The 23,033-nt window shown below is 68.0% G+C and carries 23 protein-coding genes; 16 read left to right on the plus strand and 7 right to left on the minus strand.

Annotation, left to right across the window (positions count from 1 at the left end; genetic code table 11):
* From ACT3UN_RS15095 to ACT3UN_RS15120, 6 genes are all read right to left on the minus strand, one after another.
* A partial coding sequence (locus tag ACT3UN_RS15095) for a hypothetical protein (protein WP_444657481.1) occupies positions 1 to 193 on the minus strand: 193 nt, incomplete at its 3' end.
* Positions 194 to 227: 34 nt separating this feature from the next.
* The gene (locus ACT3UN_RS15100) at positions 228 to 929 is read right to left on the minus strand and encodes a C40 family peptidase (protein WP_444657482.1); all 702 of its coding nucleotides are present in this window, start codon (positions 927 to 929) and stop codon (positions 228 to 230) included.
* An 89-nt stretch (positions 930 to 1,018) separates the two neighbouring features.
* A complete protein-coding gene (locus ACT3UN_RS15105) occupies positions 1,019 to 1,486 on the minus strand; it encodes a hypothetical protein (protein ID WP_444657483.1) in 468 nt (155 codons plus the stop codon).
* Positions 1,483 to 2,157, minus strand: coding sequence for a hypothetical protein (locus tag ACT3UN_RS15110; RefSeq protein ID WP_444657484.1), 675 nt, complete (start codon positions 2,155 to 2,157; stop codon positions 1,483 to 1,485). The genes ACT3UN_RS15105 and ACT3UN_RS15110 overlap by 4 nt, the downstream gene beginning before the upstream one ends.
* Before the next feature lie 137 nt (positions 2,158 to 2,294).
* On the minus strand, positions 2,295 to 5,219 hold the full coding sequence (locus tag ACT3UN_RS15115; protein WP_444657485.1) for a bifunctional DNA primase/polymerase: 2,925 nt from the start codon (positions 5,217 to 5,219) through the stop codon (positions 2,295 to 2,297).
* A 57-nt stretch (positions 5,220 to 5,276) separates the two neighbouring features.
* A complete protein-coding gene (locus tag ACT3UN_RS15120; protein ID WP_444657486.1) occupies positions 5,277 to 5,546 on the minus strand; it encodes a hypothetical protein in 270 nt (89 codons plus the stop codon).
* 792 nt (positions 5,547 to 6,338) lie between these two features.
* Here ACT3UN_RS15120 and ACT3UN_RS15125 point away from each other — a divergent pair.
* The 11 genes from ACT3UN_RS15125 to ACT3UN_RS15175 all read left to right on the plus strand — a co-directional run bounded on the left by ACT3UN_RS15125 (position 6,339) and on the right by ACT3UN_RS15175 (position 15,230).
* Entirely contained in the window at positions 6,339 to 6,614 is a 276-nt protein-coding gene (locus ACT3UN_RS15125) for a hypothetical protein (protein WP_444657487.1), read from the plus strand.
* Positions 6,615 to 6,814: 200 nt separating this feature from the next.
* Entirely contained in the window at positions 6,815 to 7,813 is a 999-nt protein-coding gene (locus tag ACT3UN_RS15130; RefSeq protein WP_444657488.1) for a hypothetical protein, read from the plus strand.
* Positions 7,806 to 8,093 carry a hypothetical protein gene (locus ACT3UN_RS15135; RefSeq protein ID WP_444657489.1) on the plus strand — a complete coding sequence of 96 codons (288 nt, stop codon included), beginning with the start codon at positions 7,806 to 7,808 and terminating at the stop codon, positions 8,091 to 8,093. The genes ACT3UN_RS15130 and ACT3UN_RS15135 overlap by 8 nt, the downstream gene beginning before the upstream one ends.
* Positions 8,090 to 8,437 (plus strand): hypothetical protein, encoded by a 348-nt coding sequence (locus ACT3UN_RS15140; protein WP_444657490.1) that lies wholly within the window; start codon positions 8,090 to 8,092, stop codon positions 8,435 to 8,437. The genes ACT3UN_RS15135 and ACT3UN_RS15140 overlap by 4 nt, the downstream gene beginning before the upstream one ends.
* Before the next feature lie 57 nt (positions 8,438 to 8,494).
* Positions 8,495 to 9,229, plus strand: a complete 735-nt coding sequence (locus ACT3UN_RS15145; RefSeq protein WP_444657491.1) for a hypothetical protein — start codon at positions 8,495 to 8,497, stop codon at positions 9,227 to 9,229.
* A gap of 101 nt (positions 9,230 to 9,330) precedes the next feature.
* Positions 9,331 to 9,768 (plus strand): hypothetical protein, encoded by a 438-nt coding sequence (locus ACT3UN_RS15150; RefSeq protein ID WP_444657492.1) that lies wholly within the window; start codon positions 9,331 to 9,333, stop codon positions 9,766 to 9,768.
* Positions 9,768 to 10,271, plus strand: coding sequence for a hypothetical protein (locus tag ACT3UN_RS15155; protein ID WP_444657493.1), 504 nt, complete (start codon positions 9,768 to 9,770; stop codon positions 10,269 to 10,271). Before ACT3UN_RS15150 ends, ACT3UN_RS15155 begins: the two co-directional genes overlap by 1 nt.
* Positions 10,268 to 10,462 (plus strand): hypothetical protein, encoded by a 195-nt coding sequence (locus ACT3UN_RS15160; protein WP_444657494.1) that lies wholly within the window; start codon positions 10,268 to 10,270, stop codon positions 10,460 to 10,462. The genes ACT3UN_RS15155 and ACT3UN_RS15160 overlap by 4 nt, the downstream gene beginning before the upstream one ends.
* A gap of 414 nt (positions 10,463 to 10,876) precedes the next feature.
* Positions 10,877 to 12,469 (plus strand): hypothetical protein, encoded by a 1,593-nt coding sequence (locus ACT3UN_RS15165; protein ID WP_444657495.1) that lies wholly within the window; start codon positions 10,877 to 10,879, stop codon positions 12,467 to 12,469.
* A gap of 355 nt (positions 12,470 to 12,824) precedes the next feature.
* A complete protein-coding gene (locus ACT3UN_RS15170; RefSeq protein WP_444657496.1) occupies positions 12,825 to 14,102 on the plus strand; it encodes a hypothetical protein in 1,278 nt (425 codons plus the stop codon).
* Between the two features lie 30 nt (positions 14,103 to 14,132).
* Positions 14,133 to 15,230: a hypothetical protein gene (locus ACT3UN_RS15175; protein WP_444657497.1), complete on the plus strand. Its 1,098-nt coding sequence runs from the start codon at positions 14,133 to 14,135 to the stop codon at positions 15,228 to 15,230.
* Positions 15,231 to 15,335: 105 nt separating this feature from the next.
* Here the strand turns inward: ACT3UN_RS15175 and ACT3UN_RS15180 are convergent, their stop codons facing one another.
* Entirely contained in the window at positions 15,336 to 15,623 is a 288-nt protein-coding gene (locus ACT3UN_RS15180) for a hypothetical protein (protein WP_444657498.1), read from the minus strand.
* A 54-nt stretch (positions 15,624 to 15,677) separates the two neighbouring features.
* On the opposite strand from ACT3UN_RS15180, the gene ACT3UN_RS15185 reads away from it, so the two are divergent.
* The 5 genes from ACT3UN_RS15185 to ACT3UN_RS15205 all read left to right on the plus strand — a co-directional run bounded on the left by ACT3UN_RS15185 (position 15,678) and on the right by ACT3UN_RS15205 (position 22,988).
* A complete protein-coding gene (locus ACT3UN_RS15185) occupies positions 15,678 to 16,241 on the plus strand; it encodes a hypothetical protein (RefSeq protein WP_444657499.1) in 564 nt (187 codons plus the stop codon).
* 514 nt (positions 16,242 to 16,755) lie between these two features.
* Positions 16,756 to 18,807 (plus strand): toprim domain-containing protein, encoded by a 2,052-nt coding sequence (locus tag ACT3UN_RS15190; protein ID WP_444657500.1) that lies wholly within the window; start codon positions 16,756 to 16,758, stop codon positions 18,805 to 18,807.
* A 58-nt stretch (positions 18,808 to 18,865) separates the two neighbouring features.
* A complete protein-coding gene (locus ACT3UN_RS15195) occupies positions 18,866 to 21,112 on the plus strand; it encodes a DNA gyrase subunit A (protein WP_444657501.1) in 2,247 nt (748 codons plus the stop codon).
* 572 nt (positions 21,113 to 21,684) lie between these two features.
* Entirely contained in the window at positions 21,685 to 22,140 is a 456-nt protein-coding gene (locus ACT3UN_RS15200) for a hypothetical protein (protein ID WP_444657502.1), read from the plus strand.
* Positions 22,137 to 22,988 (plus strand): CPBP family glutamic-type intramembrane protease, encoded by an 852-nt coding sequence (locus tag ACT3UN_RS15205; RefSeq protein WP_444657503.1) that lies wholly within the window; start codon positions 22,137 to 22,139, stop codon positions 22,986 to 22,988. Before ACT3UN_RS15200 ends, ACT3UN_RS15205 begins: the two co-directional genes overlap by 4 nt.
* Positions 22,989 to 23,033 lie beyond the last annotated feature (45 nt).

A 23,033-nucleotide genomic window follows, 5' to 3' on the forward strand; every position in this document is an offset into this window, starting at 1 on the left:
CGGTCTCGACGTCGGCACCGGCGGAGCTTCCGTCGGCACCCTGCGCGAGGACCTCGGTGTTGGCGGCGACCACCCCGCCGGCGGCCGCGGCAGTGCCTCCGGTGGCCATGGCCAAGGCGACGACCCCGACGGCGTTGGCCGCTGGGTGTAGCCACGAGGCAGAGGGACTGGTTACGCGATGACGTCCGGACATGACGGGACCTCTTTCTGACTGATCGACTAGGTCACTAGAAGCGCACGGCGCTGTTGACGGGCATGTAGTTCAGGTCGTTCACCTGTACCGGCGTGGACTCGTTGACCGCGTGTACGACCTGTCCCCCACCGATGTAGATGGCCACGTGCGACACGCTGGCGTAGTAGGTGATCACGTCACCGGGCTGCAGGTTGCTCAGCGACACCGACGTGCCGGCACCTGCCTGGGCCCCGGAGGTCCGGGGGATGGTCTTGCCGACCTGGGCGTGCGCCCAGCTGGTCAGACCAGAGCAGTCGAACGCTTCGGGGCCGGCGGCTCCCCAGGCGTACGGGGAGCCCTGCTTGGACAGCGCAGCGTCAGCGATCTGCTGGCCGACGCTGGCGGACTTGGACACCGGCGTCGCCGGTGTCGTCTCGCCTGCGGCGGGGAGGGCCACGTCCAGGTCAGGCAGCGTGATCCCGGCCTGACCCGCGGCGGTGCTCACGGCGTCGATCTGGGGCCGGTAGGTCTCGGTGAACTGGCTGGCTGCCGCGTCGACGGCAGCGACGGGGATCTCGACGACATCTCCGGTTCCTGGAACCGGCACTTCGACGGCCGAGGCGGGCGGGGCGCCGACGGCAGCGACGGTGGTGATCCCCGCGGCGGCGATCAGGCTGCGGCGCAGGGTGGCGTGGGTGGACGCCGCGCGGTGGCGGCCGACGTGGGAGCGGGTACGAATGGTGGTGGTGGTGGTCATGGGGAATAAATGTAACAGATCCATAACGGATATGTAGCCAGCCCGGTAAGTGGTCGCCCGGCGCCCCTCAACGTGTATGCCATAGATACTCAGCGACGGGCAGTAGAGTCTCCCGCTGTGGAAAGGGTGAGTCGCCCGCCGCGTACCTGGGCACGCACGCCGGCCGGGTCGAGAAGATCCATCTGCTCGTCGGCGAAGGAACCTGCCCCCAACCCCTGATCGGGCTGCGGAACGTAGAGGTCCCCCGCGGCGCTGACCGCCATGACGGTGCCGTCGGCGCCGAAACTCAGCCAGTCGGTGACGGCCACCTCCACCAGTTCACGGGCGGCAGGCCCGGAACTCACGAAGACTCGCGGCGTGGGGTCTGCGTCGACGACAGCAACGGTGGTCCCCGCGGCGGTGCGCGAGGTCAGCAGGAACCGCAGATCCACTACGGATTTGGTGTGCTGTGCTGCATGCTGGCGGGCGCGGCTGTTCTGGCCGATCAGGGGGCTGGCGCAGGCTGACCGACTACGCAGGGCACCCAGCGAGTCCATGTTCGGGGCGGTAGCGGTCATCGCCGGTACGCCCCCACCATGTTCGACCTCTCGGCCTGCGCGCGGGCGGTGGTGTCAGCCACCGCGTCCACCCGCTTAGGCGCGGCGTAGGCCAGGGCGCCGGCACACAGGATGGCCATCATCGTGACGGTGACCTCCCACTGCCCGTCGAGCAGACCGGCGAGCACGCCGTAGAGCACGAAGGCCGCGACGGTCAGCGCGCCGATCGCTGCGCTGTACAGCCCCTCGCTGCCGGTCCCGACGACCGGCACGTACAGTGCCCCGGCACCGGCGACGATCAGGGCGGTCACCATCCCGGCGGCCACGCAGTACACCACCCCGCCGGTCTCGGCGGAGTCGGTGAACCGGGTGACCAGTTCCAGGGTGGCCAGCACCACGGCGAACGTGATCACCCCGGCGATGACCGACAGCACCGCGAGGTTCTTCACCAGGGCGTTGGAGTCGAACCGGCCCGCGATCAGTCGCGGCTGGTCTGCGTCCCCAGCGGGGTGCCCGGACGGCTCAGCCTCAGGCTGTCCGTAGGCGGCAGACACACGCGGCGGGGCGGGCTGGTGCGGTAAGTCGGCCGGGCGCACGGTGCTGACCGGGCGGATCAGCTCGGTGGGGTTGTCGTTGCCGGTCGGGCGGTAGGCACCCTGTCCGGGGTTGTGGGGCAGGTTGGGATCGGTCATCTCGGAAGAATCCTCCTTGTGGCGGTGGGTGCGCACCCCACGGCGGGTATCTGGTCGGAGAGAGGCTGGCGAGCGGTCGCAGCCACGTGGTTTACGCATGTGAGGTGTAACACTACCAGTGACCACCATGGTAAGTGTCAGGCTGGAGTGTTGGGTGGGTGTCCCCCGAATGCGGACGGAACCACCTGCAGTTGTGTCACCGGTGATGGGGCCAGACGCACCGGTGGCGGTGCCGGCGGAGCATACTGCGGAAGGTAGTAGCGTCCCTCCTGGTCGGAAACCAGTTTTCCGGAGTTGACCATCAGCGCCAACAGCGCAGGGCACATCTCGCGCTTCCACTTGCGGGTGCGGCCGGAGAAGCGCTGGGCCAGCCCGCCGGTTTCCCGCCGACCGGCGATGGTGACCCCCATCGTGCCGACGTCAGCGGCGGCGCGCTCGATCTCCTGGGTCAGCTCCTCCTGGCGCTTGTTGTCCAGCTCAGACTCGGCGTCACGGGTGGTCTCCAGCTTGTCCCGTGCCTCGTCGACGGCGTGATTCTTCACCGCGTCGTGGCACTGCCGGCGCACCGCGTCGCTGTGCTCCAGTAGCACCCCGGCCAGGTCCCAGTGGCGCACCGAGGTCGATACCGTGCGCTGCTCGGTGACATGGGCGCCGTCGAGCAGGGCGAAGCCCGCCGCCAGCTTCATCCGGGTCAGGTTGCGGTGCGAGTCCTGCCCGTCGCCGCAGCCGTGCTGGCGGCGGGTGTTCTGGGCCCAGATGTAGTCGGCCACGGTGTCAGGGAACGTCACCAGGATGCGGTCGTCACCGGCCCCAGGCACGTGAAAACCCGAGTCGCTCGGGGGGTTCACCCTGGTCGCCAGTGCCGCGGGCAGGGTGATGTCGGCGAGCAGGTTGCGCTCGGTCGCCGACGGGCGGGTCATCGAGCGCCGGCCGTTGGCGTCCAGCCACAGGAACCGCTGCGGTAGGCCCAGATCCGACTTCTCGATCAGAAACCCCGTCGCCGATGGCTGCGCGTTCATCTCCAGGCAGAACCGATAACTGTTGGACGGCACACTGCGGGTCGTCTCCTCCGAGGCGTTGGTGTTTCCCAGGTCACCACCGGTGATCGCCGAGATGATCTTGGACAGCAGCGTCGCGCCGCTACGCGCTCCCAGCGCCTCGGTGTTGGCCGCCTCGTCGGCCTGGAACAGCAGGCGGTCCTCGGCGAGCTGGCGATCTTCCTCCTCCGGGTCGCGTCCGTCGGCTTCCGCCGCCTCATCGCGCAGGCGGTTGCGCTTCTTGGTCGGCCCGCAGAACGCCTGGGCGATGCCCTCACCGGAGCCGAGGTTCTTGCTGGACAGCATCGGCATACTGGCGGGGTTGCCGGAGCGCTGGCGAAAGCGCACCGAGGTGGCGATCGTGTTGCCGATCTTGGACTTTCCGGCGCCAGACATGCCGATGTAGAGCGCGGACATGTTCAGCGAGGCGTAGGGGCCGTCAATGTTCTCCAGCATCACGTGTGGGCCGACGTAGCCCAGGGTCCGCAGCATTACCCCGCCCAGCAGGGCCCAGGGCGAGGCACCGTTGCCGCGGGCGATGCGCCACAGCGTCTTGGTCAGTTCGGTGGAGTTGAACACCTCGGCTTCGTCACCGGTGAGCTCGTCGAGGGTCGCCGGCACCCGGTTCCATGGCGCGTCCGGGTCCGCGTCAGCGAAGTCGTCGACCTTGGGTTCGCTGGGCACCTCCGCGTTGTCCTGGACGGTGGCAGGCGTACCTGATGGGACCGTTTCCGGTTCTTGCTGGACGTCTGCAGTGTTATGCGCCGCCGGGGTGCCCTGGAGCGTGCCGGATCCGTCTGTGGACGTTATGGCCCCGCTGGGACGATTCTGGGCGGGAAAGCCGGTGAACCCGGAGAAACCGGTGGGGACGGGCCCGGTCTGAAGCGAGGCAGCGTCCGGGTCCAGGACCGTGACCGGACGCGACGGCTGCGAGGGGGCCCCGTAGGCGGTGTAGAGCTTCGAGAGGCTGCCGCCGTAGTGCAGTTTCGCGGCCACGTACTCCATCGAGTACGCGGTACGCGGGTGGATGTCCATGTCGGCCAGCGCATCGGTCCAGACCTGCAGGCGCGTTGATCCTCCCTGCTCGGCGCACAGGTAGTGCGCGGTCGCCGAACGCGGGCTGGTCCCGCCGGGGCGTTGCCAGGTGGCGCACCCGCAGCGGTCACCGCCGGTCTCGGCCCAACCCGCCGCCGAGAGCACCGGCGACCATCCCCCGGACTCCAGGCGCTCACGGGCACCCTCACGGGCGTCGGTGGTGCCTTCACCGTGGGAAGCCCGTCGCTCGGCGCGGGCCTTCTCCACCGACTCCCGGCGGGTGCGCTCCCCGGCGGCGGCACCGAGCAGGTGGTTCTCCAGCTGCTCGGTCATGTGGTGGACCTTGCCGACCAGCGTGTAGTTGCCAGCCGGGCGCTGAGTGCCGGGGATGCACACGTAGCTGCCGTAGAGCTTGATCGCGCAGGTCGCCCCCGGACCGGAGCCGACCTCCGAACTGACCAGGGTTCCGTCGGCGGTGACGTTGATCGTGGAGTTGAGCAGGAGTTTTCCGCCGCGCATGCTCGGGACCATGAAGGTCTCCGGTGCCAGGATGTACCAGTGCCCGCCGCGGCCGTCGTGGCGGCCGTCGAGGGTTCCCGGCGAGCTGACCGTGGGGCCGGCGTCGGCGGGGTAGCCCATCGCCGACAGGAACTCCCGGGCCGTGGCGGCCTGCTCGGCGGTGTCGGCGTCCACGACGATGATCCGGCCGACCCGCAGCCCCACACCCAGGGCGGGGACGCTCAGGTCGGTGCGCGCGGAGAACGCGTGGGACAGCCAGCCGTCCCAGGTGGTGGGGTCGGTCGAAGCGGAGTTGACCCCGTGCGTGGCCAGCTGACCGTAGGGCTCCTTGTTCTCGGACATCGGGGCCAGCGGAACGAGCGCCAGGCCTGCGTCGAGCAGGGGCGCGAGCGCCTGCCGGGAGTTCGCCTGGTCAGCGAACGTGCCGGGGACGCAGTGGGAGATGAGTTCGGTCAGGTGGTCGGGGGTCAAGGGGATTCCTTCACGGGCTTCATTGAGGCTGTGGCGGCCAGGAACGTGGGGGCCTCGTCAGGCCGCGGTGTCTGCGTCGGCGTTGGCGCTGGCAGGGTTTCGCCGGGACCTGCTGCGGACCACACCGTCGGGCAGGTCGGGCAGGCCGAGAGCGTCCAGGACGGTCTGGGTCGGCCACCCGCACCAGGTGCGTACCTGGATCGGGTGAACCGGCTTTCCGCCGACCATCACCGCAGCGTTCTCGTCCAGCGCCCGATGGAGCGTCTTGACATTGATACCGAGAAGGCGGGACAGTTCAGGGGTCGTGAGGGTTCTTTTGGCAGACATGGGGTTCCTCGTGGTGGTTGGTTCCGGATTGTTCGTTGACACATTAGCAGATATCTTGCACCAGCAGAGGGGCGCAGCCCGGCAGCTGGCCACGGAGGCTTACCGCCATTTGAGGAGAAGCGGCACGAAACCACTCGTTTCATAAGTTTTAGGGTCAACTAGTGTAGGAAACTTCTCGTCCTACATTTTGAGTTGTAGGACAGGAGAAACAACCCCTGACCTGGTGTAGTACAGGTTGGACGCGTAGGACGGGGGTGGGCGACCTACGGCGGCCTACACCGTTCGGCGGAGGCGTACGCCCCTCGGCTTGCCGATCATGCACTTATATCCTAATAATCTCTTAGCTTTAGCCGGTCGCGGAAGGCTCTATATTATATGTAGAAAAATAACTAACAAAATGTTTTGTAGCTCCGCGAGGCACACACGCAAAGGTAGCCTCACCTAACACAGAACACGTCTTCGCAAGAGCAGCGGGCAGGAGCGCGTAGACCGCCCACCCCCGTCCTACGCGTCCAACCTGTACTACACCAGGTCAGGTGGTGTTTTGAGTTTCCTACATGGCGTCCTACATGGCCGATGTAGGAAACTTGTCCTGCGTTTTGGGGCACCGCCGGGCCCGCCGCTGACCCGGCCACCCCGCTGGGGTCGGTGGCACGTCCGCGTGTTTCAGTGCCCGGCAAAGCCCTGTGCTGCTACCGTCGAGACATGGCTGCCGCACGCTCACTGTCAACGCTTACGCCGAATACCGTCGCCGACGACTGACCGCTCGCCGCCAGCAGTCCCGTCGAAGCGATGGACCACCCCGCCCACTACACCGCGCACCCTTCGCGAATCGAGTGCATCGAACTACTGAGGGGCCGGGAGTCGCGGCTGGCGCACGTGATCTCGCACCTGTGGCGCAGCCGCACGAAGCGCGCCAATCCGAGGTCGGAAACGCAGGAGGCCGACTGGTACCTGCGCGACTTCCTGTTCGCGCCGATCGAGGCCCTCACCAGTTTCGATGCGGGGGGAACTGACGGCCAAGAACCGCGCGGTTGTCGAGTGCCGCTTCCCCGACTGGTTCAGTGACCCGGTCATCGAGCCGCGGGCGGAGGACCGGGCCATTCTGGCGGTGATCGACCACGACAGCCACGCTGCGGTGGACCTGCTGGCCACACGTCTTCGCGCAATGAATACCGAGCGCTAGCAGGGGAAAGAGCCTCCCGTCTGGCGACACGGGACAACACCCTAGTTGTCATGATGGTTAGTAGTCTGTACTGTCACAAAACATGTCCACTACATCGCCTTCCCCCGAGCCCCGCGTCGACAGCGAGTCTCCCGCGCTCGTCGACCCCGACACCGTCACCGCCGACCAACTCCGAGAACTCATCGGCACCCCGGACCGCTCCTATCTCGCCGCCCAGGCCGTCTGGATCGGCACACGTGTTGCCGCAGCTCGCCTGGTCGCATGGCGCGAACGCGCTGCCGAGTACGCCAGGCAGGTTGATGAACTCGCTGACTCTGTGGAGGCACACCGCCCGTTCCACCGGGGCCGATTCATCCACGGGTTCATCCCCCGCGACGCCGACAACCCCTCCAAGGCCCTGAGGCCGGACAACGACTACGCCTACGACGGCGACACCCCCTGGGTTCCCAACAAGCGCAGCAAGGCCGGTAAAGAACTGGCCGCGAAGATCAAGAAGCTGCACTACAGCGACCTGGCCGTGGACGCGGAGGACCCTGGAACGCTGGAGGGTGCAGACAAGCGAATCCTGGACAACTCGCAGCGCAAGACGTTCTACCCCACGGTGTCCACGTTCGGCACTGACGTTCCGCTGATGGTGATCCCCACCGACGCCGAGGACACCGGGTTCGCCCCCAGCGTCGACCCCAAGGTCTGGACCCGCATTCCGCTGGCACCGTTCATCGCCCTGGTGGAGTCGGGGAACGCGCCGAAAGTGCGGTTTCCGATGACTGGGTTCACCTGCACCGTCGCTGATATCTCGGGTCGGATGACCAGCTTCATCCCGCGCCGCGTGGTTGACATGGGCGTCGATGACCGCACCATTCCAGTGCTGTACGTCGACCCGGCCCAGGTCGCTGATCTACACGTTGGGGACTCTGTGACGGTCACGCTCACCGAGTCAGAAGAGAGGTACGCGCCCAGCGTGCACCGGGCTGTGACACTCGAACCTCTCGAAGATGCTGTTGCTGCCGACGCTCTGTTCGGCGCAGCTCTCCACAGTCCAAAGTTCTCCGTGTCGGTGAAGCGGGTGAACGATGCCTAAACCCTGCACCGACTACGTCTACGTCGCCAGCCGCATCGCCCCGGAGGACGACCAGAACCTCGGGGACTACGCGATCCGCCGCCGGCTCCCGGACCCCTGGACGGACAGGGACGGAAACCTGCGCTACTCGCACATCCTCTACGAGTACAACTCGTCGAAATCCCGACTCATGCAGCGAAACACCGATGCCATGCGGGTCATCGGACACACCGGCGCGATCCGTACCGAGTGCATGAAGGCCATCGACCGCCTCCACGCCGAGGAGGCCGCAGCAGCATGAGCCCCGACCCTGCCCGCAACCCGTTGAACCCGGCGACCGCACTGCTCAACGACGCCCAGATGGCCTCCATCCGCTCCGCGCTGCAGGAGGTCGCCGACAACTGGCCGAGCGGCACATCGCTGGAGCGCAAACGCGACATCGAGCGGCTCACCGACCTGACCGTGTCGATGCGCTACCACGAGGCAGACCGACCCTCCCGAGGTGTCGACGTGCTGTGGACCTACATCTGCGACGACCTGCTGGTGACCGCCAGCGTCGACATCTACGGCAACGGTCTCCCCGCGGCTGTGCGCCGACTCAGCGAGCCTCTCATTCCCGACGGTACCGACCTGGTCGCCGACTAGAACCACCCACTAACCCCCAGCTTCCCCGTCTCCGCAGTATCTGAAAGGACCTTCCCCATGATCCTGGCCGCCACAGCCACCAAGCCCTCCGTCGTTGCCTTGATGTCCGGAAAGTGGGCGGTGGACACCCCCAGCGGACGCACCTCCTACCACTCCTGGAACGACGCCATGCGCGCCGCTTCCACGGCTGCCACCCAACTGCGCCAGCTGGTTAAGGCTGACCCCGCCTGGATGATCCAGCGCCGCCTGCAGGCACTGGCAGCCGCCGGATGGGGCCTGGAGTGGGTCGCCAAGCACACCGGCCTCCGTGTCAATGAGGTCTCCGCCCTGTCACTGGGCGAAGTCACCACCATCTCGCCGACGACGTGCCGCCGGATTCGCGAGACCTACAGCTGGGTGATGTCGCACACCCAGGGTGGGATGATCCGCGACTGTGGGCCCACCGCCCTGGCCAAGGAGAACAACTGGGCGCCGCCGGCCGAGTGGGACGACATCGACGATCCGCAGGAGGAGCACCGGCCGCGGGTTCCGCTGACCGACGAGCTCCACCTGAAGCTGTTGCTGGTGGTGGCCTCCCAGGGCAGTGACCGTGCCGCGGCGCGCACTCTCGACGTCACCTCCAGCATGGTGACCGATCTGAAGTCGCGGCGCAGCATCAGCGCCTCGCCCGTGGTCGACAGCCGTATCCGCCAGCTCTACGCCGGAATCGACCGCGCCGAGCGGGCGAAGCTGGCCCGCAGTACCGCCGAGCGCCGCCGTCGTCGCCAGCAGCGCGCTGCGTCCGCCGCGTAACCGCCGCCCCCCCCCCCCCTTATGAGTGACACTTTCTAGAGCACTACCTACCACACCGGGTAGTGTGTTACCCACACCCCTGATCGAGGAAGGTATGAACCATGAGCACCACCGACACCACTGGTACTTTCACCACCGCACCGCTGCGACGCGCCACCGGCTTCATCGCCTCCGTCGCCATTGCCGCGACCGACGGCGGCGAGCCCACGTTGCTGCACGTCATCGCCGAGCCCGGCAACGAGGTCATCCAGGTACGCCTGCCAGTCGGCGGCGCCTACCTTCTCAGCGCCTCGGAAGCCGAGGCGCTGTCCGCCGCCGTTCAGGACAACGGGGACGGACCCGGTGCAGCAGCGGCAGCGGGGCCCGCCCCGACGGTGTCGCGAACGGCCGGGGAGAAGGAGGGTCGCCTGGAGCTTCCGGGGCGCGCCCGGCTCACCGTGGGTGACCGCGCGACGGCCGAGAGCATCTCGAAGGCCCTGCTCGACGCGGCGACGTTCGTGCGCAGCAACCGCCGCGGGAACACCGAACGGGGCCTGTGATGGCCAGCGCAACCCCCAACCCCCGCGACGAAGTGCACCTGCAGCGCATGGAGATCATGGAGTCGCGCATCATCCCGGCCCGCAGCGAAGACACCCGCCGCTGCCTGGATATCGAACACGCCGGTAATGATGAGCGGGTGTCCTTGATGATCGAGCGGGTCGGTTCCGCCGATCTCGCCGACATCGCTGCGGACTACTGGCGGCAGTCGGCCGGGCTAGTGCGCAAGGACGAGGAGCTGACCTATACCGTGATCCAGTCGCGCTCCGGTCTGTCGCGTCTGAGTTCTGCAGCGCACAAGCACCGCGACGCTCGCAGGGAGTCGCAGGATCTGCTGAAGCGGGCGGTGGGTCTGCTGGAGCGCTCCACCGCGCTCAACGTCCAGCTCACCGACGCCGCAGGTGACCCTGCCCTGTCCACGGCGGTTGCCGAGTTGCGCGGCGCAGTCACGGCGATCTCCACGGCACTGCACGCCGGTCGGGATTCCGGAGAGGCGTCGGCGTGAGCTCCCCATTACCGTGGCGTACCTACTGGAGCCTGGACCTGCAGTTTGCCGACGGGCGGTGGTTCACTCTGACGTGGGCGTATCACCCCGACGACCCGATGCCGGCACGCCACCACAGCGGTGACCGGCTACGGGTGGTGCGCCACGAGCCCGGCACTGATCCGGTGGTCGTCAAGGTGTGGGTCGCGTGACCACCACGTACCACGTCGTGCCGACAGCTCTGGCGGACCTGCTGGAGACCAGCCCCGATTGTCGGCGCGTGGGTGGCTCTGCGCGGTGAGGGGGTCGCCCACGGTGCCTGGTACGGCGTCGGGACCGGGTACCGGGTCCAGCTCACCGGCACGGAGGTGATCACCGGAAAAGGGGCGCTCGCAAGTCGCCAGCAGCCCCGAGCACCTGGTGAAGATCCTCGACGACAACGACCTGGTGCTGTTCGACGATGACTGGAACCAGCGTGTGGTCGACCCCACCGCGTTGCCCTGGGTGTAGCCATCCGGCGGAAAGTCCGGGGATCCGGGGCGCTGGCGCTAGGGGCGCAGGGACAGTGGCGGGCAGACTGGGGGGTGTACCGCCACAGCCCACTCCCGATCTTCTTGGAGGCACTCATGCCCACACCCGACGTCCCCTACGGCACCTACGACGAGCAAGGTTACCGGCTCGCTGACCAGGGCCGGGCCTACCCGCAGGATCCGCAGACAAGCCTGGAGTGGTACCGCCACGCCGTCGACAAGGTCGCCGCCCAGGACTCGCCTGACGAGCAGTCCGTCCGCGACCTGGAGTCCGCATACGGGCACCTGATCTCGCTGCCCGATGCGACGGGCGAGCGCAACGCGTTCCGGGCCCGCGACCTCGACAACCTGAGCCGTGCCCGCGCCGCGGCCACCTCCGGTGACACGGCGTCCGCCGGCGAGGCACTGACGACGGTGGCCGGCAACCACAAGTGGTCCCCGCGCAGCAGTGCCGCCGAGCGACTGGTGAACGACTACGAGCAGGCGATCAACGCCAAGACCTCCGCGAAGACCCTGCAGGAGATGGACGCCGCCCACGCCCGTGCCGGCGACCTGCTAGACCGGATGAACATCCACCCGGACATCGGCGTGCAGGCCCACTCGCGCATGGCTGATGCCTGGGCGAGTTCCTGGCCGGGCGGCAAAGAGACCCCCGAGGATCGACGCACTGCACGCACCCGGGCACTGACCGCGATCCGTGCCGGCCGGGCCGAGGCCGCCGGGGACTCGGTTCGCCTGGGCGATGAGTCCCAGCAGTTCCTGGATCGCTACACCTACCAGCTCGGCCGCATCGCCGACCGCAAAGGGGACACCCGGCAGGACACCCACCAGATGATCCTCGACGCCCAGGCGATGAAGGATCAGGCGTCGAGCGACGGCCTGCTCAACGCGGCGGGGCGTCTGAACGCCAACACGATGCTGCACTCGGCCCTGGACGGCGACATGGACGAGGTGAACCGGGAGCTGGAGTACGCCCGCCGGGCCACTGGCCCGCTGGGGGACATGGGCGATCCCAACCCGCACATCGACCCCGGCCCGCCCGCCGAGGCTGAGTTGCGACTAGTGGACCAGCTTGCACGCGACACCGCTGCCGGTCAGGTGCCGGAGCCGGGTAGCGCCGAGGAAGAATCCGGTACTGACCGACCCGGGGATATGGGCCAGTTCGACCAGCTCACCGATGGTGACCTCGACGAGCTCAGCATCGACGGCTCCACGGCGGGTTCGGTGGTGTACGACCCGCAGACTGGCCTGATGAACGTCTACGACGTCGACGGCGGCGTGGTCGAGGGCGACTACGCGGTCTCCAACATTCGGGACGCCCAGGCCGTGCTCGCCAACGAGGGTTTCGACCTGGTCTACGACCTCGCCGACGAGGACGGCGACGGCACGCTGAGCGCGCAGGTGACCGAGAACCCGGGTCGGCACGAGACCGGCTGGGGCAGGGTGAAGGCGAACAAGACCCACGCGTTTCGTCGCGACCCCGAGACCGGGGCGTGGTCATCTCGCAGCCGTAAGGCCGGGGCGGACGGGGAGTGGTCGGCGGTGGCGGGCCTGCCGCCGTCGGCGCGCAACATCGCCCCCAGCACCGTGGCCAGCGAGATCGGTGGGGTGTGCCTGGCGTGCGGCCGTTCGCTGAACAACAAGCCCGCGACCGGGTACGGCCCGGACTGCGTGAAGAAGTACACCTGACCCCGCAGGAACCTGACCAGTTAAAACACTCTGAACGACATCATTGATAGGTTCACTGTCCGGTTCGGCGGGTAGCACAGTAGGAATATGCTATAGTTGGCGGTGTTCGCACAGGCGGGAGATCCTGTCGTGAACGTACTCCATACTGGTGATGCGGTGTGTGAGTGCCTTTCAGGTGGAATGTATGTGGTCAAAGGCCCGCTGGCCGATGTGATGGGGAAGTCACATCGACCGGCGGGCCTTTACCGTGTCTGAACCACGGGGAGCATGGTGCTGGTACAGGTACACCCTCGCTATGTACGCTGAAGGTGTTTAGACCGCCACAGCCTTTCCCCACCCGCGAGGAGCCTCACCCATGCCTGACACAGCCACGACCGACCATTTCGTCACCGCCAGCGATGTCGATAAGCGCCAGGACGCCGCCCAGGTCGCCATCGAAGGATTCTGGGCCCGGCCCGCTAGCTCCGGCGATGGAGCCGTGGACCTGGAGAACTACGTCAGGGGCCTGCGCGGCCGAATCGGGTGGACCGGCAGCGACGCCGAACTGTACGACGTGATGGAGCGCGCCACGCTCGACGCGGATGACTCTGACGGTCCGGGGCGCGCGGACGCGAAGTTCGAGCTGCGCGACGCGCTGGCCGGCAAGGTCAACTCGGCCCCTGTCGGCGATGACCCGTATCTGACCCACCGGTCGCTGTCCAACGAGGACGCGCTAGAGAAGATGCGGCGCAACCTGGACGCCATCACCGACGATCCGTCGGATCGCCACCGGGCCGAGGCCGTGGCGGAAAACCGCGAGATCGCCGACATGCTGATGGCGCGGGTTCCCGGCTCCGACGATGCCCGCAGCGACGCCCAGCGTTTCCGCGAGAATGTCGCCGACGTGTCCGTGCTGGCCACCCACAACCCACAGCGGGCGCGCGAGGCCCTGGACTCCGCCGGCGCACGCACCCCGCAGACCCCGGACCACGTGGACGTCCGCCCGCGGGTGTCCCCGACGGCGGCCGCGCAGATCAACCACACCGATCTGGGGGAGAGGCTGCGGGAGGTCGAGCAGGCCCAGAACGGCACCCAGCAGGACACCCAGGCCGGACCAGGTAACCCCGACACCCTCGATGCGCTCAACGACGCACTGCGCGAGGTGGCGATTGAAAACGATAACTACGTCGACGACCGGGCACCACAGCCGGCGGTGGACCGCTACAACGATCTGATGGACGCCGCCCGCGACGACGGCACGCTCGACGCGCAGCAGCGCAGCGAGGTCAACAGCATGTTCACCGGCATCCTGTCCGGTCAGTACGACCCCGGCGAGGTGAGCTCTACCCTCGACGGGATGCGCTCTGGCGGCACCGCTGAGCAGGAGGGATCCGACGAGCCAGGTTGGGGAAAGATCAAGGTCGACTCGACGCATATCTTCCGGCCCAACCAGAACGGCGGAGGCTTCCAGCGCCGCCTGCGCTCTGGCGGAAAGAAGTGGGAGAAGGTCACCGAGCTGCCGCCGAGTGCAGCGAACATCGCCCCGTCCAAGGCGGCCGCTGAGCTCGGAAACCGCTGTGTCGCTTGCGGAAAGACCCTCAGCAAGGGCAGCACGACCGGCTACGGCCCCAGCTGCGCCAAGAAGTACGCCTAGCCCAGCTGCGCTGACGAGAGAGGAGACACCATGATCGACGACCGCAGCACGGCCGGGAACCCGGATCTTGACGAGGTGCTGACCGACTACCACGACGCGCTGCACCGCCTGGCCGAGGCGAAGGCGAGCCCGGCACCCCGCGGGGTGCTCGATGGCCTCGCTGAGGAGGCCAACCGGCTGTCCAAGCAGGTGCAGTCGCATCCGGACGCCGACCAACACCTGGGTGACGAGGCACGTTCGTCCTACCTGGACACCCAGCTCCCCGGAGCCGGCAACGCTGGTGTGGAGCGGCTGAGCAGGCTGGAGCAGATGCCGTCGGCGCGCGCCCGAGACGCGATCCGCCAGTCACGGGCCGAGGCCGACCGGGCGCACCTGTACGACGACACCCCACGGGTGCCGGCGCCGGTGGAGAGTGAGATCGACCCGGCGACCCCGCAGCGTCGTGGGGCCGGGCTTCCCGGGTCAGCGCAGGCCGGCCCCGGAAGTGACCCGATGCCCGCTGCGGAGTTGCGGCAGCGCTCGGCGGGTCTGGTTCGCCAGTTGCGTCAGCGGCCGGCGGGTCAGTCCATCGATGACTTCGCTCACCAGCACCGCGGTGCGCTGGGCGGTAGCCCCACCGACCTGTCGGGAGACTCCGGCAACGTCGACGCACTGGCGGGCGCGCTTCGCTCGATGGAGGCCCGAGAGGTGGACCTGGACGACACCGACAGCGCCGCCGGGGATCTCGCCGATCTGCTGGGGGAGCGCTACCAGGCGGCACTGCCCGCCCAGCGGCGTACCCCGCAGGGTGGGGGCAGCGTCACCGGCAACGACGCCTACCCAGGAAGTGGGGACGTGCCACCTGCCGGCTCCGCGCCGGCCCCGGAGGATGAGCCCGGCTGGGGCACGGTGCGGGCCAACCGGTCGCACGTCTACCGCCGCAACGTCGACACCGGAGCGTGGCAGCAGCACCCGCGCTCCCCGGCCGGGGAGTGGTCGGAGGTCGCCGGGTTGCCGCCGAGCGCGAGGAACGTGTCACCGCGCCAGGTGGCGTCCGACCTGGGCGGGCGGTGCCTGGACTGCGGCAAGGAACTCGACGTGGCCAGCGCGACCGGCTACGGCCCCAAGTGCGTGCTTGCGCACCGCTGACACGCCCCAGACGCGGCTGGGGGACTGTGAGATTAGCGACCCCCTAATCTGTCAACGTTTCCGCGTTCCGGCGAAACCGTGTGAGATTAGGGCTGCTCGCGACGATCAGGTGTAGGTGACCCGGCCCAGCGCCGCGGTCTGCACGATCTGGTCGGCGTCCTCGGCGGCCGGTTCAGCGCCGGCGATGCCCCCAACGCGCAGTTCCGGATCACGCTGACCTCGTCCGATGCCGGGGAGGTCGAGGCTGCCACCCTGGCTGATCGTCTCGTCGGGTTCATCTCCGGGGCAGACAGTAACCTGATCGAGGACTACGGCGTGAACGCCTGGGGCGGCTACGACGGTCCCGCCCTGCTGTGGTCCACCGCGGCCGTGGATGGTGTGGACGGCGCGCACCCCCTGAAGTCCGAGATCACCGCTGACTAGAGAACCTGCGACGAAGGAGACCCCATGCCACGCTCCACCACGCCCAAGGCCCCGCGGTTCGACAACCACGTCATCGAGCATCGCCTGGCCCGCCCCGACGACCTCAGCACCACCGCCCTGGTGTCGGCCGTCGGGGCGGGCACGCATCGTGGGCTGATCGAGCGCGACACCTACGGGCAGCGGATCGGCCTGTCGGGCGAAGCGCTGAACTACCTCGGGCAGCGCGATGGTGCCGGCGAACTGATCACCCTGGTGCGCGCTCGTCGCGGCGACTACACCGCCGGCACCCACCACGCGTTGAAACTGGAGCGTCGCCGCGTCCTCCGGCTGCGCCACGATGACGTCGCCGAGCCGCCGAGCACCCAACTCCCGACCCCGGACGTGGTGGGCGAGACGGACGGGCACCCGGGGGCGCGCTGGTGCACCAGGTCCGCAGAGGTGACGAGCGCCGGCGGCGAGGTGCGTTCGTTCTTCCGCGCCGACCCGGACGTCCAGCAGCGCCCGTGGGAGCAGACCGCCGAGGCTCACGCGTTCGCGCAGGCGGTGCTCGCGGCGACGCAGCACGCCCAGGCTCACGCAGCGGGATAACCCACCCGTTCCACCTCCACCGAGGCCATCACTGAATCGACTGTGTACATCAGTGATGGCCTCAGTGACGTACACAGACGCTTCAGTGGGATCGCTCCTGCGCACGCGGCTCCCGGACGTAGGGTGAGGTGTGTATCCGCCACAGCCCCTCGACTCTCCTCCGGAGGTTCCACCATGCCCTGCCGACTCCCGGCGACCCATGCACCCATCCGCGACGCCGCCCTGGCCCGGTGGCGCCGGACCACCGGGCGCACCCTCGATCGCCGCGCGAGCCGCGCCAGCCCACCGGCAACGATGGACCCCAGGGTCGTCCATGCTTTTGCCGCTGCGGCCGCCGGGTTCGCTCTGCCCGATCTGTCCGACAGCGGCGCCGCCACTCCAGTCAGCCGTCACGTCCCTTAGCTTCGCCTCTACCGCAGCTCGGGCCTTCCGACGCCGGCGATGATGCTGGTAGGCGTGATGGAGTACAGGTTCATGGTGGTTATGTGCTACCAATCGACTAGGGTACTAGGCCATGAGCCCCACCTACTCCGTGAAGGACATCGAGAACCTCTCCCAGATCGAGCGTGTCCGCCGCTTTCCCTCCCGATTCCTCGGCGACGACGTGTTCACCACCGCTGCCCGCGAGATCATCGACAACGCCGGTGACGAGGTGGGCCGCGGGTTCGCCGACCACCTGCACCTGACCTTCCACCCCGATGGATCCATCGAGGTTGCCGACAACGGCCGTGGCCTGCCGATCGACTACGACGCCGACATGGTTACCGAGACCGGCCACAAGGGCGTCAACGGCATCGTCAAGACCCTGGGCACTCTCGGCGCCGGCGGCAACTACAGCAAGGACGACGCCTCAGGCACCATCACCGCGGGCGTGCACGGCGAGGGTGGGGCGGCGACCAACGCGATCTGCTCGCGCTTCGACGTCACCGTCTACCAGGGCGGGAAGATCTTCACCCAGCAGTTCTCCGCCGGTGCCCCGGGCAGTTTCGCAGGCACCGGCTTCGACCCTGCGGCCGCGTTCACGCCGCGCGAGGGCGTGAAACTCACCGGCACCAAGGCCGCCACGTCCAAAGCCCCTATCCCCGGCAGCACCTCGGGAACCTCGGTGCGCTTCATGCTCGACCGCTCGCTGCTGCCCGACGCCGACCTCGACGCCGCGGGCATCGTCACGCGCGCCCAGGTCGCCGCCCGGCTGCGCGAGGGTATGAATCTCACCATCACCGGGCCTGGCCCGGACGGCGAGCAGATCAGCCAGGAGTTCACCGGTGAGGGTGGCTACGGCGCGGCTGCGGTGCTGGATTACGTCGGAGGGGCCCACGCTGCAGTGACGGTTACCTCGGACTTCACGTTCACCCGCGCCGGCAAGTCCATCCCGGCCTCCGTGGATCTGGCCGCCGGGGTGGCCACCTCGGGAGCGGCATCCATCCACTCGGTGATGAACACCGTGTGGACGCCTCTGGGCGGCACCTACCAGGACGCCGCAGCCCTGGCCGTCGGCGAGGCCGTCGCATCCAAGCCAGTCCGGGGCCTGGACCGGCAGAACGGCGAGCCCTACCCGACGCCGGCGGACTTCGCCGCGGTGTCCGACATGGTGGTCTCGGTGTCGATGGCCGCCAAAGCCAACTTCGGCAGCCAGGCCAAAGCTAACGTGGTCGGCGAGCGATCGCTGAACTCTGCGCTGGCGACGGCGATCAACCGCAAGGTGGTGATGTGGGCGGCCAGCCCGGCCAACTCCAAGACTCTGCTGGCCTGGGCCACCGCAGCACTCGCCCATGCCCGGACCACCCGGAAGATCGAGGCGGCCCGCGCCGAGACACGCAAGACCTCCTCGGCTGGGCGTGGCTCCAACCTGTCGCTGCCGGACAAATACCTGCCGTGCGCGAACACCGGGCGCGGCTCGGGATCAGAGCTGCACATCTGCGAGGGCGACTCCGCCCTCGGCACGATCAAGAACGCCCGGGATGCCTTGTTTCAGGCAGCGTTCCCGCTGCGGGGAAAGACCCTGAACACGCACGGTAAGACCCTCGCGGCGTGCCGTAAGAACGTTGAGGTGGCTGCGATCGAGGCGATCCTGGGTTGCGGGGTCAGGGAGAATTGCGACCCGGAGGCGTGCCGCTTCGACAGGATCTTCTTCACCACCGACGCCGACGTGGATGGCTACAACATCTCCAGCTCGCTGCTCGACCTGTTCGTGGAGAACTACTACCCGCTGATCGAGGCGGGGATGCTGTTCATCGCCCAGCCGCCGCTGTTCATTGTGTCCCGGACCAACGGGTCGGACCGCCGCTACTGCGTCGACGAGGCTGCCCGAGACGCTGCGGTGGAGGAGCTGGTCGCCGCCGGGCACAAGGCCGACGTTCAGCGCTGCAAGGGGCTGGGGGAGATGACCCCAGCAGACTTCGCCGAGACCGTCATGGGCCCTGACACGCGCACCATCTTCAAGGTCTCCTACGACCCGGATACCGAGTCCGACACCTTCGACACGGTGTTCGGTCCCTCCGCTGCGGCACGCCGAACCTGGATCAACGACATGGCCGCCAACGCCGACCTCGACGTCGCCATGTGATCGACCCGCTCTCCGAATCCCGCCATACCCACCCCGCACCCCCCCCCAGGAGAACACCGTGGCCGCCACGAAAACCAGAAAGACAGCCCGCAAGACTAGTAAGACCGACTACATCCCCCTGGTCACCGACGAGGAGATTGCCGAGACCATCCGTGTGGTCACCGGCAAGTGGTTCCTGGAGAACCGCAACCTCGACTACATGATCTACGCGAACACCGACCGGGCGATCCCGCTGGCCACTTCCGGGGTGAAGTTGGGCGCCCAACGGCTGCTGTACTCAATGCTGCGCGACAAGATCCTCCCCGGCACCAAGCCGCGCAAGTCGGCCAAGATCGCCAGTTCGGCGACGGGTGCCTACCACCCGCACGCCTCCAGTTCGATGTACGGGACACTGGTTACCCTGGCTCAGCCGTTCGCCCGCGTGAAGCCAGTGGAGGGTATCGGCGCGTTCGGCATGACCCCGGGAGACCCGCCGGCCGCAGATCGCTACACCGAGGCCCGCCTGTCTCCACTGGGGCACGCGATGGTCAGGGAGGTCGACGCCGAGGCGGTCCCGATGCGGTCGACCTACGACAACGAGAACACCGAGCCGCTGTACCTTCCGGTCCCGGTTCCGGTGCTGCTGTGCGCCGGCGCCAACGGCATCGGAAACGGGTGGGCCACTGCCACGCCGGCTCACAACCCCCGGGAGGTGTGTTCCGCGGCGGTGGCCATGATCGACGATCCGACGGTCAGCGTTGATCGGCTCATAGAGATCATGCCGGGCCCGGACTGGGGGACCGGCGGCTCGGTGATCGGTGGCACCGCCGGCATCAGGGAGTACTACGAGACCGGCGCAGGAAAGCTGAAGGTGCGCGGCACCTGGCACACCGACGGCAAAGACGTCGTCATCACCGAGGTCCCGCCGGGGGTGTCGGTGCCCACGCTGCTCGACGGCACGAAGAAGGGGGAGAACCCCCAGCTGGGGATGCGCGACAAGGTACGTCAGGGCGTCATCACCGGGGTCGCCGACGTGGCCGACCTGTCCGACCTGAAGAACGGACTGAAGATCGTCGTGACCTGCAAGCGAGGTGTGGACCCCCAGACGGTGGTCGACCAGATCCTGGCCGAGACAGACATGGAGCGGACCTACGGGGCGAACATGGTGGCGCTACGCCGTGACCTGGTCCCGGACTGGTGGAGCCTGCGCGACCTGCTCGTCGACTTCATCGACCTGCGTGACCAGGTGGTGCGCATGCGCTCCGAGCAGCGCCTGCTGGTGCTCGCCACGGCGACGGCGCGGGCACAGGCCGTGGCTGCGGTGACCCTGGACAAGGACACCACCGTGCGCCTGATCACCTCCGCCGAAGACAAGTCCGCTGCTGCGAATGCGGTGGCCAGTCACTTCGAGCTCGACGAGGAGCAGGGCGTGTGGATCGTGGAGATGCCGCTGCACCGGCTGACCAAGGCCGATACCCTCGACGCCCAGCGGCGTCTCGACAAGCTGCGTGAGGAGAAGGACGAGCTGGAAACCCTGCTGGCCGACGAGACAGCCCGTCGGGCGGTGATCCGCAGCGAGCTGATCGAGTCAGCCAAGATGTTCGACGGCCCCGAGTACGACCGTCGCACACGCATCACCCCGGAGGTCGCCCCCATCTCCGGCGGCGAGGACGAGACCGACGAGGATCGGCTGTTGCGCTGGCGCCTGGACGTGGAGAACTCCGCCCTGGGCGAGGAGGGCGAACCGATCGCCAACGCCCACGCGGTGTGGGTGGCGTTCACCGACGGCAAGATCAAGAAGTTCCGCGGAAAGGGCCTGCCCAAAGGCATCTCGGTCAGGCCAGTGGCCCCGGAGACCGAGCGTGTACACAGCTGCGGGCTGTACACCCCGGAGACCGAGCACCTGCTGCTGGTCACCGCCGGCACGCACAAGGGCTCGACGGCCAAAGCGCTGCGGGTGGCCACCGAGGACATGCGCGCCCAGGGTGTCTCCGGAAACGGTGTGTCCGGGATCAAGCTGCTTGACGGTGACCGGCTGGTTGGGGCTTACCCGGTCTCCGACGACTCCGTTCTGCTCACCGCTGCCGAGACCGGTTTCAAGGCGGTCAAGGTCAGCGACATCCCGGTGAAGGGGACCGGGAGCCAGGGCGTCGGGGTGCACAAGCTGCGCAAGGGTGACGGTGACGGCTTGTTGCTGGCCCAGGTCGCCGACGGGTTCACCGTAGACGGCCGGCCCGCCAAGACGGTGGGTGTCTCCACCGCTGCGGGCAAGACGCCGCTGGGCTCCTGGGATCCTGTGCGGGCGGCCGAGGGGGCCGGGGAGTGAGCTCGCGGCGGCAGGCACCGTCGTGCGGGCTGCACCGGATCCGCCGCAGCCGCGACGGTGTGATCCTCGACCCGGCGACCGGCCTGCGCTATCGGGCGCTGAGTCGCATCGCGGTGAGGTTTCCCCCGCGTCGGCGCACATGTTGGGGTACCTGACCGAGGAACACCCGACGGCGACAGTGCGAGAGATCCGGGACATGATCAACTTCGACCCGGAACTGGGGGCCGCCCTGGACACCGCCCTGTTCGACGACGGGCACGGCGAGGTGACGGCGTCGGTGCTGTTCCAGTAGGGCGCGTACGCCAGCTGGGGCTATCCGAAGGCAGGACCCTCGTTGGACTTCGGGCGCGTGGGCTTGTCGTCGGGGCGGAACCGCTTCAATCGCTCGGCTAGGGCGCGGCGCCCTTGTCCCAGGTCCTTCTGCGGCACGCGTCACCACCGTCACTGTTGTTGTTGTCGTTATTCTTGTTCGAAGCGGTTCTGGTCGCGCATGGTCGGGTGTTCCTTTCAGTTCTAGGAAGATGGTAGCGTTCATACCACATGGAAAGAAACTAACCACGGAAGGATGTTCGATGCCCGCCCCGGACCACCTCAGTACGCACGCCATTGCCGAGATCATCTACCCCACTGAGCGGGTAGCCCGGCTATTGACCCGCCGCAGCGAAAGAAGCACTACCAGCGCCGACGAGGTACGTCAGGCCGCCGCCCAGATGCGCCAGGCATGGGTGGACAACTACGCCACCGAGTGCACGCCGATACCTGAGAGGGAGGCACTTCCGGTGTCGGCCATCGCCGCCTCCCTGATCAGCATCCGCGGCCAGATCCAGGACGCCGAGCAGGGCCTGACCGACCTCCAGCACGCAGCGGTCGGCCAGGGTCTCTCCATACGTGCCGTCGCCACCTTCAGCGGTGTCTCGCACCCCACCCTGTCCGCACGACTGGCGAAGACATCGGCCAGCGACAGTGCCCGCCATGTTCTCGCCCGCGAGCTGCGCCGGCGTGCCGACCAGATCGAGGAGGGACGATGACTGACACCCGTGTCGCTGCCGACACCCCCGGCTCCGGGAAGCTGCTCACAACCGCACAAGTAGCCGCGGCGGCCACAGCAATCGCCTGTTTGCTGTTCCTGGTCCTGTTCCACCTGCTACTCGCTGGCGGCGTCCTCGCCGAACGGTTCGACGGGCGCGAGGTGGTCGCCGACACAGTGACGCCAGGGAGCCAGACCATGGACATCGTCTGGCGGGTGTTTCTCACCACCCTGGCCCTGGCGGGCGCACTCAGCGTGCGTGGACTCGCCCCCCGCTTCGGCATCCTCGCCGTACTACGCCCGCGCCCACACGGATTTGCTGGCTTCGCCACGGCCGGCCTGATCTTCAGCGCATACGGCCTCAGTGCCGCCTTCCTCCCGGACACCACGGTGATCGAGCGAGAAATCACCCAGCGCACCGCGCTCCAGAGCATCCTCACCTCGCTGGCCGCCGGGCCTACCGAGGAGATCGCCGCAGCGGTGCTCATCGGCGTAGCGCTCGTTGGGGCCTCCGTCCGGTGGATTCCGCGGCCCCTGCAGGTGGGCCTCGTCATGGCCGGCGTGGGACTCGCCGCCGCGGCACGTGGCGCCCAGCACCTCTACCAGTCCGACCGGAACGCATTTCTGCAGGTCGTCCTGGGCCTCGCCCTGGCCGGGTTGTTCCTGTGGTGCCGCTCGGTGTGGCCCGCACTTGTCGCCCACTGCAGCTACGACCTCGCTGTCACCCTGCCGGATCGAGACACCGCCCTGTGGATCCTCGCCGCCGCCACTGTGGTGTTCGCTGTCTACCTCGGGGTGCGGGTCTGGCGCGGCTCAACGCCCTCCAGACGCCAGCCAGCACGCCACTAGCTGGGGCATTAGCTCTAACAGGGGCACCAGCCACCGCGACCAGTC

Source organism: Corynebacterium sp. AOP12-C2-36, from assembly GCF_052379185.1.
Classification (GTDB): Bacteria; Actinomycetota; Actinomycetes; order Mycobacteriales; family Mycobacteriaceae; genus Corynebacterium.

Excerpts from the sequence above, each read along its gene's own strand:
- ACT3UN_RS15100 (WP_444657482.1), bottom strand. The coding sequence starts at position 929 with ATGACCACCACCACCACCATTCGTACCCGCTCCCACGTCGGCCGCCAC.
- ACT3UN_RS15105 (WP_444657483.1), bottom strand. The coding sequence starts at position 1,486 with ATGACCGCTACCGCCCCGAACATGGACTCGCTGGGTGCCCTGCGTAGT.
- ACT3UN_RS15110 (WP_444657484.1), bottom strand. The coding sequence starts at position 2,157 with ATGACCGATCCCAACCTGCCCCACAACCCCGGACAGGGTGCCTACCGC.
- ACT3UN_RS15120 (WP_444657486.1), bottom strand. The coding sequence starts at position 5,546 with ATGTCTGCCAAAAGAACCCTCACGACCCCTGAACTGTCCCGCCTTCTC.
- ACT3UN_RS15125 (WP_444657487.1), top strand. The coding sequence starts at position 6,339 with ATGGACCACCCCGCCCACTACACCGCGCACCCTTCGCGAATCGAGTGC.
- ACT3UN_RS15130 (WP_444657488.1), top strand. The coding sequence starts at position 6,815 with ATGTCCACTACATCGCCTTCCCCCGAGCCCCGCGTCGACAGCGAGTCT.
- ACT3UN_RS15135 (WP_444657489.1), top strand. The coding sequence starts at position 7,806 with ATGCCTAAACCCTGCACCGACTACGTCTACGTCGCCAGCCGCATCGCC.
- ACT3UN_RS15140 (WP_444657490.1), top strand. The coding sequence starts at position 8,090 with ATGAGCCCCGACCCTGCCCGCAACCCGTTGAACCCGGCGACCGCACTG.
- ACT3UN_RS15145 (WP_444657491.1), top strand. The coding sequence starts at position 8,495 with ATGATCCTGGCCGCCACAGCCACCAAGCCCTCCGTCGTTGCCTTGATG.
- ACT3UN_RS15150 (WP_444657492.1), top strand. The coding sequence starts at position 9,331 with ATGAGCACCACCGACACCACTGGTACTTTCACCACCGCACCGCTGCGA.
- ACT3UN_RS15155 (WP_444657493.1), top strand. The coding sequence starts at position 9,768 with ATGGCCAGCGCAACCCCCAACCCCCGCGACGAAGTGCACCTGCAGCGC.
- ACT3UN_RS15165 (WP_444657495.1), top strand. The coding sequence starts at position 10,877 with ATGCCCACACCCGACGTCCCCTACGGCACCTACGACGAGCAAGGTTAC.
- ACT3UN_RS15170 (WP_444657496.1), top strand. The coding sequence starts at position 12,825 with ATGCCTGACACAGCCACGACCGACCATTTCGTCACCGCCAGCGATGTC.
- ACT3UN_RS15175 (WP_444657497.1), top strand. The coding sequence starts at position 14,133 with ATGATCGACGACCGCAGCACGGCCGGGAACCCGGATCTTGACGAGGTG.
- ACT3UN_RS15185 (WP_444657499.1), top strand. The coding sequence starts at position 15,678 with ATGCCACGCTCCACCACGCCCAAGGCCCCGCGGTTCGACAACCACGTC.
- ACT3UN_RS15190 (WP_444657500.1), top strand. The coding sequence starts at position 16,756 with ATGAGCCCCACCTACTCCGTGAAGGACATCGAGAACCTCTCCCAGATC.
- ACT3UN_RS15200 (WP_444657502.1), top strand. The coding sequence starts at position 21,685 with ATGCCCGCCCCGGACCACCTCAGTACGCACGCCATTGCCGAGATCATC.
- ACT3UN_RS15205 (WP_444657503.1), top strand. The coding sequence starts at position 22,137 with ATGACTGACACCCGTGTCGCTGCCGACACCCCCGGCTCCGGGAAGCTG.